The 16,807-nt window shown below is 32.6% G+C and carries 10 protein-coding genes; 1 reads left to right on the plus strand and 9 read right to left on the minus strand.

The window, feature by feature from the left end; genetic code table 11:
* Positions 1–11: 11 nt before the first annotated feature.
* The 5 genes from ABD941_RS11260 to ABD941_RS11280 all read right to left on the minus strand — a co-directional run bounded on the left by ABD941_RS11260 (position 12) and on the right by ABD941_RS11280 (position 12,104).
* Complete coding sequence (locus ABD941_RS11260) at positions 12–4,952, minus strand: T9SS type B sorting domain-containing protein (RefSeq protein WP_345274239.1); 4,941 nt, start codon at positions 4,950–4,952, stop codon at positions 12–14.
* A 141-nt stretch (positions 4,953–5,093) separates the two neighbouring features.
* Positions 5,094–7,553, minus strand: coding sequence for a T9SS type B sorting domain-containing protein (locus tag ABD941_RS11265; RefSeq protein WP_345274240.1), 2,460 nt, complete (start codon positions 7,551–7,553; stop codon positions 5,094–5,096).
* 4 nt (positions 7,554–7,557) lie between these two features.
* The gene (locus tag ABD941_RS11270; protein ID WP_345274241.1) at positions 7,558–10,344 is read right to left on the minus strand and encodes a T9SS type B sorting domain-containing protein; all 2,787 of its coding nucleotides are present in this window, start codon (positions 10,342–10,344) and stop codon (positions 7,558–7,560) included.
* Between the two features lie 28 nt (positions 10,345–10,372).
* Positions 10,373–11,197, minus strand: a complete 825-nt coding sequence (locus ABD941_RS11275) for an ABC transporter permease (RefSeq protein ID WP_345274242.1) — start codon at positions 11,195–11,197, stop codon at positions 10,373–10,375.
* A 4-nt stretch (positions 11,198–11,201) separates the two neighbouring features.
* The gene (locus ABD941_RS11280) at positions 11,202–12,104 is read right to left on the minus strand and encodes an ABC transporter ATP-binding protein (protein ID WP_345274243.1); all 903 of its coding nucleotides are present in this window, start codon (positions 12,102–12,104) and stop codon (positions 11,202–11,204) included.
* Between the two features lie 128 nt (positions 12,105–12,232).
* Here ABD941_RS11280 and ABD941_RS11285 point away from each other — a divergent pair, with 128 nt between their 5' ends.
* Entirely contained in the window at positions 12,233–13,297 is a 1,065-nt protein-coding gene (locus ABD941_RS11285; protein WP_345274244.1) for a hypothetical protein, read from the plus strand.
* A 1-nt stretch (position 13,298) separates the two neighbouring features.
* Here ABD941_RS11285 and ABD941_RS11290 read toward each other — a convergent pair whose 3' ends face one another.
* From ABD941_RS11290 to ABD941_RS11305, 4 genes are read right to left on the minus strand one after another with little or no spacing between them, the layout of a single operon-like run.
* Complete coding sequence (locus tag ABD941_RS11290; RefSeq protein WP_345274245.1) at positions 13,299–13,811, minus strand: IS1096 element passenger TnpR family protein; 513 nt, start codon at positions 13,809–13,811, stop codon at positions 13,299–13,301.
* Between the two features lie 39 nt (positions 13,812–13,850).
* Complete coding sequence (locus ABD941_RS11295; RefSeq protein ID WP_345274246.1) at positions 13,851–14,867, minus strand: COX15/CtaA family protein; 1,017 nt, start codon at positions 14,865–14,867, stop codon at positions 13,851–13,853.
* Between the two features lie 4 nt (positions 14,868–14,871).
* Positions 14,872–15,324 (minus strand): GNAT family N-acetyltransferase, encoded by a 453-nt coding sequence (locus tag ABD941_RS11300; RefSeq protein ID WP_345274247.1) that lies wholly within the window; start codon positions 15,322–15,324, stop codon positions 14,872–14,874.
* A complete protein-coding gene (locus ABD941_RS11305) occupies positions 15,308–16,735 on the minus strand; it encodes a CCA tRNA nucleotidyltransferase (RefSeq protein WP_345274248.1) in 1,428 nt (475 codons plus the stop codon). Before ABD941_RS11305 ends, ABD941_RS11300 begins: the two co-directional genes overlap by 17 nt.
* Between the last annotated feature and the right edge of the window lie 72 nt (positions 16,736–16,807).

A 16,807-nucleotide genomic window follows, 5' to 3' on the forward strand; every position in this document is an offset into this window, starting at 1 on the left:
AGTATGTGATTTTATCGTTTTAAGGCAAAATGCCCTTTAACATCAAATGCATTGCCATCTAAATCAATGACTTTTGCAAGAAACCAATAATCATCTGAAGGCATATTTTGGCCATTAAAAGTACCATCCCATCCCAATGAAGTATGCGATAATGTTTTTAACAGTTTTCCGTGTCTGTTATAAATATAGACTATGGTGCCTGTTAATTGGTCGGCACCAATAATGTGCCAGGTATCAAAATAGGAGTCATCATTTGGTGTTACAAATTTAGGAATATCGAAAACAAACACATCTCTTGTTTCATCCATACAACCATTTAAATCTTGAACGGTTACGGTATGCATTCCAAAAGTTACATTTTCAAAAATATTAGAAATTTGAGGTTCTCCATTATCTAAGATATAAACATAGTTTCCTATTCTACTAGTATCAATATCAACAGTAATGCTATTTGGGTCTGCAAAATTGACGGTTGAGGTAAATGTTATTTCTGCTTGTTCGGATTCCCTAACTTCAAAAGTTCTGGTAATCGGACAACCTTCAGGTGATGTAACGGTAACAGAATATACGCCCAATTCAGTTGGGTTTATTTGTATTTGGGAATTGGTACTATTGTTTTCACGAGGATTTACAAGTGTTGACCATGAATACGTTTCTCCTAAAACACCTGTATCTGCATCTACAAACAAAGGTAAATCATCGAGACATAATGGTACGATATCATTTATATTAATTATTGGCAATGGATTTACTGTAATGTTAAACTGTGTGGTGTCATAACACCTTGTATTGTTATTTTCCAGTCTGGCGTAAACGGTATCTCCATCTTCTGCTGGGTGTTGATTGTTTAATGGGTTTGTGTTTGCTTCAGCATCTGTTAAATCACTATAATATGTAATTGTAAACTGCGTAGGGTCTTCTGAACCTAAAATAGCATTGGTGTTATCTGATAATGTGAATTCAAAAATACCATCAAAATCGTCATCACAACTGATTAAATCTGGCGGTGTTACGGCTATTGGATTTGGATTGATTTGTAAAGTAAAAGACGATACAATATGACAGCCTGTAGTAATATCTGAAATTCTAGCAAAAATGGTGTGACTACTCGCTGTATAATTGTAAATAGTGTTTAATGGCGCTAAATTATTTTCAGCATCATTTGCATCATTATGATATGAGATATTTGCCGAAGTGGTGGTGTGGACAATCATGGTATTTACCAATGACAAATCGTAAGTATCCGTATCATTATCGCAAATTGGTATTGTTCCGATAGTGATAATTGGTGGAGGTAAATTAACGATAAGTTCTAAGGGAATAATGGTAAAGCATTCGGTTAACGTATTTGCTACTTTTATATAAACCGTTTTTGTATTTGAAATGAGGTTTGTAGGGTTTGTAATGGCTAATGTATTATCTAAACCATTACTTAAATTGATATCACTTAAGTTTTCGAAATAATGTATATCTAGGTTGCTTTTTACCCTGTCCAGAACCTCAAAATTGGCATTTGCGGTGTCTAAATTAAAAGCTGTTAAATCGAAAGATGTCATGCCATCATAATCGGCATCACAATTTGCTATGGAAGGTTGGTCAAAAAAGACATCTGGTGGTGCAACAATATTGATACCGAGTTCTTCAACTACATAGCAAAAAGAGGCATTGCTTTCAATTCTAATATAAATGGATTGTGGGTTGGTAATGTTGGTATATGTTGCTCCTAAAGGGCTCATGTTATCTTCAGCCTCTTGAGGGGATAAGTGAAATGAAATATTTAAAACATCAGGAGAAGTTGATTGTATTTCATTGGCTTTTTCATCTAAATTGAATTCATTAAAACCATCATTGCTAGCATCATCACAGACTAGAAAATCTATTATAGGGTCGTAAATAGGGTCTGGCGATACTTGTAATGTGATTTCTCCTGTATCAAAACAATCAGAATCGGTAATATTCTGGACACGTATGTATATGGTTTGTGTTCCTGAAGTATTTCTATAAATATTATTTTTATCTATAGCGTTTGCTAAATTTCCATTGGTAGCATCAATTTCATCTTCAAAGTAAAAGACTTCTTTGTCGGTTTGTCCGTTTAAAATGTCATCATCTGTTTCAACTAGTAAAAAGTCAGCAAAACTATCACCATCATCTTCACAGATTTGAAAAATAATGTCTGTTGGAATACTTGGTACTGTATTTATAATGGCTTCAAAAGAAACGATTGCATAACATCCTGTTCCACTAGCTGTGTCTTCCACACGTACATAAATGGTTTGTGTAGTTGTGTTATAAGCACTTCTATCTGTAATTGCATTTGCATTTGTATCTGCGTCATCAAAGGATGTATAAAAATCAATGGCTAAGCCTGCTGTACTTGGTACAATTTCAGAGATTTTATCATTAAGATTAATGATAAACTGTCCATCATCATTATCATCACAAATAATAATGTTTTGTGGTTGTGTAGTTGTTGGTGCTGTTAGGACTTCAATTTGAAAAGGGTTTACTGTAGAACAACCTAAAGAACCATCACTTTCTATACGTGCATATAAGGTTTCTATGGGGTTTGTGTTGGCATAAAATTGAGGTAATTGGTTAATGTTGCCTTGTGCATCGGGTTCATTATCAAAATAACTAACTGTAAAGTTTGGATTGGAATTCGTAATAATATCGTCTAAAGATTGTAAATCTATACTGGTTATACCATCATCGTCATCATCACAATAGGGAACAATTACATCAGGAAACACTAATATTGGGTTTACTAATAAAGTAATTTCTGTATCTTCTGTACATGCGCCATCATCAAGACTGATATATAAAACTTGAGGGCTAGTGGATGAATATATTTGTGACTTGTTTAAGGCATTAATTCCATTGTCTCTATCATCTTCAGATTCATAGAATGTAACTGTAATAGGGTTTGGCAAATCGTTTTCTATAAACGTTTCAACGGTAACCAAATTAAATCCAAATTCATTGGTGCTATCATCGTCATCATCACATATGGCAAAACTACCAGTATCCGTAGCTGTTAGTAATAGGTTGGTATGTATTTCAAAGGGTACAATAGATGCACAGCCTGTATTATCATCTTCAACTCTTAAATAGATGGTTGCTGAGCCTGGTTCAATAATGGCATTGGTATATTCATAATTGGTTTCATCTGCTATGGCATTAACATCCATTTCTGCATCATTAAATGTTGTGTGAAATGTTGTGCTAACATTGGTTAAACCATTCAGAATAGCGCTGATTACTTGGGTTAGGTCAAAATTAGCATTACCATCCAGATCGGTATCACAGGCATCAATATATTGGGTGTCTCTATTCACTATCGGGCTAATAGTAACGTTAACGTCTAACGTGGTTGTATTTACACATCCGGTAGTTGTGTTAAGAACTCTAGCATAAACTGTTTCTGTTGATGTGCTGTTGATGTATGGTGTTGGTATGGGGTTATTACCTGTACTAACATCTAAAGTATTATAATGATAACTTACAAATAGATTGGTATTGCCTGATGTTATTTCTTCATTTTTTTGTGTTAAGTCAATTATAGCAAAGCCATCGGGGTTATCATCACCATCACAAATATCTAATGGCGTTGGTGCTACTATATTTGGAATTGCATTAACTATCAAATCAAAACTGGTATAAGCAAAACAGTTACCATCCAAATCGATTATTCTAACAAAAATAGACTGTGGACTTGTGGTATTAGAAATAGGAGCGGTTATGGGGTTTGTATTGTTTCTTGCTTCAGTTTCGGATAAATGATAGCTGTAGTCATAATTTGTAAAGGGTATATTTTCTATATTGATTATGAGTTCTGCGTCTTTTGTTGTTAAATCAAATAGTTCTATGCCATCAGCAGATGAATCATCGCATAGTTCATAATTTGTTATAGGGGAAATAGGCTCTTCGGTATTTAAAACAACAACAATTTCATCTTCTTCAACACAACTTGTACCATTTACGGGTACGGATACTTCAACCCTGTAAGTACCATCTTGTACCGCATTGAATGTAGCATTGCTAGCTCCACCAATTAAGGTGTTATTTCGATACCATGCGTAAGAGGCTAATGGGTTTTGTAAATCGGCATTTAGGGTTACTGAACTAGCGCAAGTTGAAACATCAGGCCCTAAATCTAATATTCTAAAACTGTCTCCTTCAATAAATACAGCTGAGTCAAAAGTTCCATCTGTTTGATCGGCTATAATTAATTTAATACGATAAGTTACATTGGGTAAGATGCTTCCCGATGCTGTTAAAACAGTTGTTCTACCATTGTAATTGGTATCGCCTAGGTTGTAACCCTCAAAGTATTCTTCGTTTTGGGCTGGACACACACCAAAAATTTCATTGTGAATGGTGTTGGTGTTAACAGGAATGGTGCTTCCAGGTATTAATGCAATATTTTGAAAAGGGGCTGGACTTCCAGCTTCTTTAATAAGAAAAACAAAGCCATCTGAAAATTGACAAGGGTTTATGCCAAAATATTCTTCTGATGCTAATAAATAGTTAAACTGAAATTGATTTGAAATTGAAACAAAGTCAAATTCTATGGAGGTTGCATTAACATAAGCATTTGTAGTGCCTAAAGCGGCTTCTAAATCGGGGTCTGTGCCCCAAGTTGTAGAGCCTTCACTGAGTGTAGGTGTTCTTTCTGCATTTCCTCCAGAAGCTGCTCCACCGGTTGAAAGCATAATACCATTTTGAAAAGGAAAATTTGAACTTCCTCTTTCAAAATAGGCATAACTTGGAAGCCCAAATGAGTTACCATTAACTAAAGAAGTTATATTGGTAATATCTACACAACCATCAACTAAATTGTTTTCTATAAGGGCTTGTAAATCAACAGAATCATCGACAGATATTTGTTGAGAAAACACAAAATTGCTACTGCAAAGGAGCGTAAATAAGATATAGTAAATAAACCTCATAGCTTGTAGGTGTTTTTCTTTTAGATTTTTCAGGCTAAAATTTTACCAACAATGTGGCACAATTTCTGGCGAAAAGTATATATTTTTCAGATGAAATGCAAAAAAAATCGATTAAAAGATGCTTAAATGGGTTTTTTAGCTTTAATATTTTAAAGTAAAATGATTTTTAAAGATTCTACCATCTTGTAATGTAATTGCAAACCAATAGTCATCAGTTGGTAACTTTACGCCATTTAATAAGCCATTCCAGCCTTTACCTAATGGATCTAATTCCTTTATTAACTTACCAAAACGATTAAAAATGAGAATTCTTGTATTGGGTTGAAACATACTTGATACGCCTAATACTTGCCAAGTGTCATTTACACCATCATTATTAGGGGTAAAGAATTTTGGAAAGCCTATTACCGAAACCTTATCTTTTATGGTACCACAATCATTTTTAACATCTTTTACGCGCACGGTATAAATTCCTGGAGAAATATTTTCAAAGACATTACTGTCTTGAAATGGTTTATAAACATCGGTATTGTCATCATCATATAATGCGTATTGATATATTCCCTCGCCAGTAGCAAATACGATTATGGTGTTGTTTTGAGAGGCATCCGTAACTTGAAAAGGCTCTATCGAGTCAAAAGAAGCTATATTGGAGTTTTCTATAACAACTGTTCTGTTTTTAGAACAGCCCGAAGTAATATTGGTAACTGTAACGTTATATATGTCTGCTTGATTTATTTGAATTTCATAAGTGTTTTCACCTGTAGACCAAGCATAGGTATAATTACTGGGTATGTCGTTTAAAAGTGCAGCGTCAATTGGAATGGTATTAGGAAATATATTTAAACAATAATAATCTAAATCATCAATATTAATTTCTGGTAATGGATTAACTACCAAATTAACTTCACTAATGCCGTAGCAATTGTTCATATTCTCAACACGCGCATAAATGATTTGGGAATCTGGTATGGTATTGGTAAAGGAAGGATCTAAAACATTTTGCTCTAGCAAAGCATTATTATAAGTTTCATAATATGAAATATCTAATCCATCAGGAAGTCCATCAACAAGAGTGTTATTGGCATTTAATAAATTAAATAGATGAAATCCGTCTTCAATACCATCATCATCACATACTTCTAACATTGTATCTTGAGCATCTGTTAGGCTAACATTGAGGTTTAATTCTGAAAAACTTGAACAACCTGTTTCATCATTAATAACTTCGACATAAATAATCTGACTGTCCGTAGTCGAGGTATATGCATCTCCATTTACTTCTTTAGTTCTTGATACGTCCTCATAAAACTTTGTAGACCTACCATCAATATTACCGGTTAACTCAATATTGGATTGATTTAGATTAAACATGGTAATACCATCTAATAAGCCATCTTCATCACATTGCAATACCGTATGATTAAAGGCCTCTGGTGTTCGGATTACTATTAGATTTAGAGTGGTTATACTTCTACAATCTGGATTTAATACATCTTCAATTCTAACAAAAACTTGGTCATTAAATGGCGTTGTATTATAATAGGCGTTGAAAGGGCCTGTCTTTGTTTCTGCATCAGTTAGTGTGGTATGGTATGAAACATTAAAATCAGCGGGGTTTAATCCATTTAAAATTTCTTCATTTTTAGATGTTAAATCAAAAGTAACACGTCCATTTTTATTATCACCGTCATTTAAATTATCACAAAGTATAAAATCTGAAGGGGGATTAAAATCCGGACCTAAATTTACATTTAAATCAAAACTGCTCACTTCAAAACATCCTGTAGTTCTATTTGTTATTCTTGTATAAATGGTTTGCGGGTTACTGATATTAGTATACCGGTCTGATAATGGATCAATGCCAATATTGGCATCACTTGCGGATTCATGATAAGTAATATCCACATCGGTTTGTGAGCCTCTAATAAAAGCTGTATTATCGGATAGGTTGAATGTTGTAAACCCATCTGTAAACGGTATGTCTACATCACAGTTTTCTAAATCCAATACTGTTCCTGTTATGGTTGATTGATCGGTTGGTGGTTCGGAAAACGATGCAGTACCTGTCCATTCTAAATTAAAAGGGCTATTTCCTATAGGTCTGTCTATGACGATATAATAAGTTTCACCAGCAAGTACATCAAGCCACCTTACAAAACTATCACCATCGGGACCAGGCCCTTCAGAAGTATCAGTTGAAGTGCCATTCATTCCTGTTAAATTATTACTTTGACCTGCATTATCAGGATTTGTTGTCGAGCATCTAATGGCTTGACCTATATTTCCACAGGAAGCATTTGGTCCGAATACAAAAAAATCATAATCTTCATTAATATTAGCGCTATTAGGTGTTAATGTAAAGCCTAATGTGCCGTCTGAAACCAGTGTAACCTGTAACCATATACTGTTGTTTTCTTGGCTGGAACAGGTATTAGAACCACTAAGTTCCTGAGTGCCTACACCGCTAACGTCTAATGTTAGATCTGAATTCCCACATGCAATAACGGCATTAATACAATCTGTTGGTTGCTGCCCGTAAGTTTTACTACAATAGATTGTTAGTAAGCAAAAAAAACTAAGTTTTAAAAGTAACTTCAATATTTTAATATTTTAAAGTGAAATGGTTATTAATTACCCTTCCGTCTTGCAGCCTAATAGAAAACCAATAATCATCTGTAGGCAACTTATTACCATTTGTTAAACCATTCCATCCTTCGCCTAATGGGTCCAGTTCCTTAATTAATTTTCCAAAACGATTAAAAATTTTAATTTTAGTATTAGGTTGAAACATAGCTGATACGCCTATTATCTGCCAAGTATCGTGTACACCATCATTATTAGGGGTGAAGAATTTTGGAAATCCAATAACTGAGACTGGTAGAGAAACAATACCACAGTCATTTTTGATCTCTTTTACATTTATGGTATATATTCCGGGTGAAAGATTTTCAAATACATTACTATCTTGAAAATCTCTGTATATGACATCATTCTCATCCAATAAAGCAAATTGGAAGCTATCTTTACTATCTTCATTAATAAAAACAGTAATTGAATTGTTTGTAGAAAAATCTTTTATAGCATAAGGGGGCTTACTAAAAGTAGCTGTATTTGAAGGCTCTACGACTACCGTTCTTGTTTTAGAACAACCATTTGCATTTGTAACTATTACGGTATACGTATTGGGTTCGTTTATTTGAATTTCATAACCGCTTTCACCATTAGACCAATTGTAAGTGTAATTGTTTGGGGAATCATTTAAAACCGCTGCATCTATAGTTATAGTTTGCGGAAACGTATTTGTACAGTAATAAAACGTTTCATTTTCTATAATATCTGGTAATTTATCTATGGTTAATTCAATTTCATTTATTCCATAGCATTCATTATTGCTTATGGTTTCTACTCTATAAAATAAAGTTTGAGAATATGGTGTTGTATTTTGGTATTCAAAAATTTCATTTTCTTCTAAAAGTGCATCATCAAGACTTACATAAAATTTTACTCTAATATCTGTTATAAGAATAGATAAGTTATCCGCTATCTGAGTTACATAAGGGGTAAGCTGAATTAAGTCAATACCATCTGGCGAATCGATTTCATCGCAAATGGGGTTTGCTGTAAATAGAGGCACTTGAGTGTTACTAACACCTAAATTAAGGGTTGCTATTTCAAAGCATCCACTTAAATCATGGGTTACACGAGTGTGTAATAGTTCATTTGGTTGTGTGTTCTCATATACTTTTGGGTTAGAAATGGCATTAATACCATTTGTAGCATCACTTATTGTATAATGAAATGTTACTGTAGTATCATCAGAGGGACTGGTTATCATTTCATAGGCTTCAGTTAAATCAAAAGTTGTTATACCAACTGTGCTTAAATCTAAATCGCATTGAAATAATGAGGTGTCTGTTGCCTCTGGATAATCAAAAAACTCTATAGTTGCCTGCCCTTGGGGAAATCCGCATGAATTTGTAATAACAGTATCTAAAGGTTCTATGACAACTTTATAGGTTCCGCTTTCTGAATATTCGCCATTTTTTGAAACAACTAAGTCAAAGTCTGATTCTGGTAGTAAGATACCGTCTCGGGTCCATATATATTTTGACCCAGGAATGTCCTCAGCAGTTAAGGTATACGTATCGTCTTCGCATAATGGTAGGTAAGCTGTTTCATTTCCATTTTTTATGATATCTATTTGGTCATTAAAAAAAGATGTTATAAAAGGTGGAAGCCCTTGAGTAGAGTTGTTAGCTCCTAAACTAATGGCATCATGTTGATATGATGCGGCAACGCCTAAAGCGTTTGGATTGTTAATAGCGCCTAGTCCATTAAAACCAAGATTATAGGTTACACTTAATGATCTATATATTTTTCCATTAGGGCCTAGTTGTAATGCGCTCCGATAAAGATTTCTATTATCTAAAATAATTTGACTGCTTTCTATATCTGTTGCATTTAAATTAAATTGTAATAGTATAGAATTATGGTTTTCAGGGATATCATTGTTTGCGCCGACTATTCTATCAAAAAAGTCATTTGTAGATGTTACGTATAACAATTCACTATTAGGTGAAAATTCAACACCATAAGGTTTATCATTTACATTATTAATACTTAATTGTTTAGGGTTTCTAACAATGCCAGTATCAGAATCAAAATCAAATAAATGTAGCCCAGAAACTACATTGGCACATGCTAATTTTGAGCCACTGGGTGAGAGTTTTAAATAGCCTCGACGATCAAAAATACTTATAGGTAATGTGCTTTTTACAGGAATGGTATTAACACCTGCATTACTAACACTATACGCATAAAATGTATTTAAAGGTGTTGTAGTACTCACAAAACCACTTTCTGTTGATAGTGTTATGACCCAAATGGATTTTGTTTCACAATCTTTAACCACTGCAGATATTTTTTCGGCACAGTTTAGAATTAAATTTGTGTTTTTATTTTTTACTTCACCATTTCCTGAGTTAGCTGAAACATCAACAATAGAATAATTAAGTCCTTCATTGGTTTGATTTGAGCCAACGGTAAAAATATAATAAATATTGGGGTCATTTGGTTTAGGAACAACTATAGCGGATTGTGTGCTAGACTCGTCACCTAACAAATCATTTCCATTGGGCATAACGTTATGAGATGCGTTGTAAACCGTTGTGCCGTCTGTATAAAATAATAATTCGCCACTTGAATTAGAAATAGAGGCACAACCTTCACGGGTTTTTATTTGACCATCTGAAAGTGGTGAAACCCCTCCTGTAAAAACATTAAATTTTATTCCAGCATTTTCACCAAAGTACCAATTAGAAGCTTCGTTTTGAGCAAATGCATGGCATCCAATAATATAGCATATTATGAATATTTTAGTCTTTTTCATTTTTTATTAGCAATAGCTAACAAATATATTACAAATCTCGCTTTTTTAATAATCTAAGCGATAAAAAGACAAATAGAGCAGTCCAAAAAATTACTATAGCAAATTCGTACCAATGTACGGCATAGTCGTATGCCAAATCTGTTTTATCAGGGAATTTGGTCATGGCAATACGCTGAAAAGGTTGGTCTATTAACTTATACATAGATTTTAGCGGAAAAAAATTTTGAATTTTTTCAGCTAAGCCACTATCTAACTTCCATGTTAATAAACCAAAAATAATCCATTCTAATATGTAAAGAATAAATAGAAATGCTAAAGCAAACGCTGAACGTTTTACCAACATTCCAAAAAATAAGCATAAACTAAAAAATGCTATTAATTTAATGAAGTATGCCATTAAAAACTCGGTTTCTCTAAAAATTATTGATGCTTCGGTATAACTGGAATAATATAAACCTACACAAAATGAGATTAAGCTAATAAGTATAGTTGATAGAAGTGAGAAAAATACAATAGTATAAAATTTAGATAAAATAAATTCCTTTTTACTCAAACCATCAATAAGGTTTTGCTTAATGGTTTTGTTGCTGTATTCATTACCAATCATACTGACCACAACAATGGCAAAAAAGAATTTGAATTGTGATGCAAAAAAGGTCGTTAAATGCCAAATTATAGGAAAGTTAAAAATCCCTAGCTCGCCTAATTCTAAAGTAAAAAAACCAAAAACATTAATTTTTAAAGAAGATAGAAGGATTACGAAAAAAGGCAAAATAAACGATATAAAAATGAGTATTTTACTAGTTCTGTTTAACAATAATTTTTGCAATTCTAAATTTAAAAGTCGTAACATGTGTTTAGTTTTGGTTGTTATCGGTTAATTGTAAAAATTGTTCTTCTAAACTTTCCTTACGTTGCACTAGATGTGTTAGTATAATACCTTTTTCGAATAAGAATTTATTGAAATCTTCAGATTGCATAGGTACTTTTAAAAAGGCGGTCACTAAATCATCTTGAACCTTAATTTTTCCAAAGGATTCATGATTTTCCAGTAATTGTATTAATTGGGGGTTGTCATTGGATTTTAATTCGAAAAAACCATGACTGGAAATCATTTCATCGACTCTGCCTGAATATAATTTAGCACCTTTGCGAAGTACAACAACATGTGTACAAACTTTTTCAACTTCATCTAGCAAATGCGATGCTAACAAAATAGTAGTGCCTTTGGTGGCAATTTGTTTAATGATTTCTCTAATTTGATGGATACCTTGTGGGTCTAAACCGTTAGTAGGTTCATCGAGAATTAAAATTTCAGGGTCATTCAATAGGGCAGAAGCAATGGCTAAACGCTGTTTCATACCTAATGAATAGGTTCTGAATTTACTATCCTTTCGTTCATGTAAACCAACAATCTCTAGTTTTTTATCTATTTTACTATAATCTATACCTTTGATTTTACAAACAAGCTTTAGATTTTGTGTGGCTGTCATGTAAGGATAAAAATTAGGACGCTCTATTATGGCGCCTACTTTTTTTAATGCATCATGTGTTGTTGTGTTGCCGTCAAACCAATGGAAATTACCTTCTGTTTTATTTACAACATTTAAAACAATACCTAATGTTGTGGATTTTCCACTACCGTTTGGTCCCAAAATGCCATAAACATTCCCTTTGTTTATAGTAAACGACAGGTTTTTTACAGCGGTTAAGTATCCGAATTTTTTAGTGAGGTTATTTATTGTAAGTATGGCTTCCAAACTATATTAGTTTTTAACGCTAACGATATAAATTAGCGTAGATTAGTTATTTAAGTATGACGATACGCATTGATTTTTGTTACATAGTTATGAATAAAAACATTAAATTTGGATAAGTTTCAAAACCTATGCAAGATTTAAAGATATCTAAAAAAAAACCATCGTTTCCTATAACACCTAAGTTGCATGATTATCTTTCACAATATAATAGGAATATAAAAATACCTATTTTTTATGATGATTTGTTGCGCTTTCAGGGTTCGATAGTTGTTTATGATAAAGATGATAACGATACACTTTGGATACGTGTTTATTACAATGATTATGAACGTGAGGAAATTGATTTATCGTTAAAAAAAATGTACACTATTTTACATTCTGATGGAAATGAAAGTACAATCCCGTTTCTTAATGTAGACGCCATTGATTTTTGCACGTTTGGAAATTCAAAACCTTTTAGGATTAAAATTAGAAATATCTTAAATGATAATTACACTTATTTTTATATAAAAACAGCTGATGCTTCTCGTGTTTATGGTTTGGAATTAGAGCATATGTTATCGCCTTATAATTTGAATTTTTTAGTCTATAAGGATACTTTAATAGAAGAACATATTGCAGGTATTCCTGGTGATGAGTTTATAAAAAATATGTTACCAAAATGTAATAAATCTGAAAAATCGCAAATAGCCAAAGAGTTTGTAAAGTTTAATGAACGTTGTATGATTAGACTTTTGGGCGATATGCGATCCTATAATTACGTTATTGTGCCGACTCACGATTTTGACCATGTTGTTTATAAAATTAGAGCCATTGATTTTGATCAGCAATCTTATGAAGGAAAGTTTAATATTTATAGGCCCCAATTTTTCAAAGAAAATTTAAAGATGGTTGAGTTGGTTTCTGAGTGTTTTCAAAAGTTATCAATAGATCAATATAAAATCGAAGAACGCTCCATTTTAGTAAAACGTTTAAAAAGTTTTCATGGTAGAATAGACCAGTTATTAGAATGTATGTTGGAAGATTCTATTTCTAAAAAAGAAAATATAGATTTACTGAAGTTGAAAATATTTGATTATTCTCAGGATATAAAATTTAAAAAATGTAAAAACATGGGCGAAATTCTTAGGGATGCTTTAGGGTTTTTAACTAGAAATTATGAAGATGTAAACCCTTTAAACTTAAAAAAATAAATTAATTCCAGTTTTCGTCAAAATCTAAGTTGTTATAGTCATCGACATCAATACCATCATCAAATTCATCAAAACTGTCTTCGTGATCAGCTTCGAATAGTTTTTCTGGTGCTGTATCGGGTACTTGACCTTGAACAAACATAAGGTTTGGGTAATCGTGACCTTCAGCTTCATCAACAATTTCTGCTAATTCCACATAAAATGTCCACATGCTTAAAAAGTCATAAACATATATGAGTTTTGTTTGAAGTTCGTGAACAACATCGTTAATAACAGTTTCATTCATTAAACGTGATGGTTCCCCTTCACTTAAATCAAACAGTGAAATTTCTTCACCTTGATCCCATTGGTCATCACTTAAATAAAACGAAGCCATTTCTGTACCATCAAACCCAAAAGATTGCGTAATAATATTATGTAAATCTTCAAGAGTATCTGCTTCTCGGATTTCTAAATCACGAAAAATATCATCTTCTGTATCATTATCAAGTATAACTCTAAATCTATAAATCATTAGTAATAAATTATATTACAAAGGTAAACTTTTTTTAAATTATTTAGAAAAACGATGCAATGTAAATGTCATGCCACTTAATAAGAAAAATGCACCTATTTGGTGAGCTACGCCAAGCCAAACAGGAACTTGTAGTAGAATTGTAAACACACCCAATAAAAACTGAATACCAACCATAACTAATAGAAAGTTGATGCCTTTGAACTGGTAAGTGGTTAAGCTTAGCTTTTTAGCTTTTGCATAAATTAATAAAATTAAAGCTACAACAAGATATGCCAATATTCTATGAATAAATTGTACACCACTTTTGCCTTCAATAAAATTTTTAAATATAGGATTTTGTTCAATATATACAGTGTCGTGCATAAACTTGCCTTCACTCATCATTGGCCAATGGTTATGGATAAAACCGGCGTCCAAACCAGCTACAAATGCCCCGTAAATAATTTGAAGAATTAATAGAGCGAGTCCGAAACGTATTAAATTTCTAAAGCTTTTATTGACTTCTTTTTTATTTGGAAATACTAAATCTAATGCGACCCAAAATGTGTAAGCAAATGTTATAAAAGCTGTTGTTAGATGGGCTGCTAATCTATAATGACTAACATCTGGATTATCTACCAAGCCGCTTTTCACCATATACCAGCCTAGAAAACCTTGAAAGGCACCTAAGCTTAAAAGAATTACAGCTTTTTTTGTAGTTGATTTTGTGAGTTGTTTGGTAACTAAAAAATATATAAAGGGTAATAAGAACACCAACCCTATAAATCTGCCAATAACACGATGGAGCCATTCCCAGAAATAGATATCTTTAAAATCTTGAAGTGTAAATTGGTTGTTTAGTTTTTGGTATTCAGGGTATTGTTTGTATAAATCGAAAGCGGTTTCCCATTCTATATCATTCAAAGGAGGAATAGTGCCAGATATTAATTTATAATTTGATATAGATAAACCGGAATGGGTAAGTCTAGTAATGCCACCGACTACGACCATTATAAAAATAAGTATGCATCCTGTTAATAGCCAATAAATAACTTTGTTATTGTCTTTTTTCATAACCTTAAATAAGTTTTTTTTGAAAGCATAGACTGTTTGATACATTTTTATATGGGCCAAAATTAGAAATAATGGTGTAATGCATCTTGTCATAAAAGCAAACAGCTTCAACTTGTCTTTTTCCTGTTTCTAAAACACAATATTTATATCCTAATTCATTTGCCCAATTTTCTAATTCTTTTAGTATTAAACTAGCTATGCCTTTTTCTCTTGATTCTGGTAGTGTAAACATCCGTTTAATCTCAACAGTATTAGTGTTATAAGGTTTAAAAGCACCACAACCAATAGGGATCTCGTTTATGTATGCAACGACTGTGTTTTTTAAAACATCAATATTATTGTATTGATTATAAAATGCATGGTCTTTGCCGTCAACTATTTTTAGGTAAGTATCTAGCTGATTAACTAAGTTAATAAAGTCTACATTATCTGAGTTGGTCCTAATTAGTTTTATCATCTTTTACTTTTAAACCAATTTGTTTGCCTTTTTCTAACATTAATTTATAGGCTGCTTCATATTCGTTAGGAATATGGCCTTCTAAAATAGCTTCTTTTATGGCTTCTTTGATGACACCTATTTCGCGTGATGGTTTTAAATCAAATGCTGCTATGATGTCGCTACCAGTAATTGGAGGCTGAAAGTTTCTAACATGATCCCGTTCTTCAACCTCAATAATTTTATTACGAACTATTTTAAAGTTGTTATGATATTTGCTAAACTTTTTAGGGTTTTTTGTAGTGATATCTGCTTCGCAAAGTGTCATTAAATCATCAACATAATCGCCTGCATCAAAAACTAAACGGCGAACTGCGGAATCTGTAACTTCTTGAGCCAACGCAATAGGACGAGAGCTCATAAATACCATTTTTTGAACAAATTTCATTTTATCATTTAATGGCATTTTTAGTCTTTTAAATAAATGATACACCATTTTAGAGCCTTCAAACTCGTGAGCATGAAAGGTCCAGCCGACTTTTTTGCTAAACTTTTTTGTTGGTGCTTTACCAATATCGTGTAATAAAGCTGCCCAACGGAGCCAAAGGTTTTCTGTGTTTTTAGAAATATTGTCAACGACTTCAAGTGTATGATAAAAATTGTCTTTATGGCGTTGCCCTTCAATTTCATCAATACCTTTTAAAGCGGTTAGTTCGGGTAAAATATAGTCTAATAGTCCTGTTTTTTCTAATAGTAAAAAACCAATGGATGGTTTTTTACTTCCAAGAATTTTATTGAGCTCTGTTACAATGCGTTCTTTGGTTATAATTTTAATTCTACGGCTATTATTATTAATGGATTGTAATGATGTTTCTTCGATTGTAAAATTTAACTGTGTTGCAAATCTTATGGCTCGCATCATTCGGAGTGGGTCATCACTGTATGTAATATCTGGATTTAGAGGTGTACGTATTATTTGTTTTTCTAAATCTGTAATGCCGCCAAAAGGGTCTAGTAAATTGCCGAAATGTTCTTCGTTTAAATTTAAGGCTAAGGCATTTATGGTAAAATCTCTGCGGTTTTGGTCATCTTGAAGTGTGCCGTTTTCCACTGCTGGATTTCTGCTGTTTTCAGTATAAGATTCTTTGCGAGCGCCAACAAATTCAATTTCGATATCATCATGTCTTAACATGGCTGTTCCGTAGGTTTTAAAAACTTGGACTTTGGGTTTACTAGGAAGGTTTTTGGCAACCTGTTTTGCTAATTTTATACCATCTCCAACGGCTACAATATCGATGTCTTTTGCATGACCACGCTTTAAAATAAAATCCCGAACAAAACCACCAATAACATAGCTTTCTAACCCTAATTCTGATGCAGATTTAGAAATGATTTTAAAAATAGAATGTTGTAATGCTTCTTTGTAATTCATAGACTAAATTCCAAAAATCAAATTCTAAATTCCAAGACCTATTTTTGGAATTTAGTACTTGGAATTTGTGTT

This window comes from Flaviramulus aquimarinus (assembly GCF_039543205.1).
Taxonomy (GTDB): Bacteria; Bacteroidota; Bacteroidia; order Flavobacteriales; family Flavobacteriaceae; genus Flaviramulus_B; species Flaviramulus_B aquimarinus.

Bases quoted from the DNA above. Each gene is read 5' to 3' on its own strand.
- ABD941_RS11260 (WP_345274239.1), bottom strand. From the start codon at position 4,952: ATGAGGTTTATTTACTATATCTTATTTACGCTCCTTTGCAGTAGCAAT.
- ABD941_RS11270 (WP_345274241.1), bottom strand. From the start codon at position 10,344: ATGAAAAAGACTAAAATATTCATAATATGCTATATTATTGGATGCCAT.
- ABD941_RS11275 (WP_345274242.1), bottom strand. From the start codon at position 11,197: ATGTTACGACTTTTAAATTTAGAATTGCAAAAATTATTGTTAAACAGA.
- ABD941_RS11285 (WP_345274244.1), top strand. From the start codon at position 12,233: ATGCAAGATTTAAAGATATCTAAAAAAAAACCATCGTTTCCTATAACA.
- ABD941_RS11290 (WP_345274245.1), bottom strand. From the start codon at position 13,811: ATGATTTATAGATTTAGAGTTATACTTGATAATGATACAGAAGATGAT.
- ABD941_RS11295 (WP_345274246.1), bottom strand. From the start codon at position 14,867: ATGAAAAAAGACAATAACAAAGTTATTTATTGGCTATTAACAGGATGC.
- ABD941_RS11300 (WP_345274247.1), bottom strand. From the start codon at position 15,324: ATGATAAAACTAATTAGGACCAACTCAGATAATGTAGACTTTATTAAC.
- ABD941_RS11305 (WP_345274248.1), bottom strand. From the start codon at position 16,735: ATGAATTACAAAGAAGCATTACAACATTCTATTTTTAAAATCATTTCT.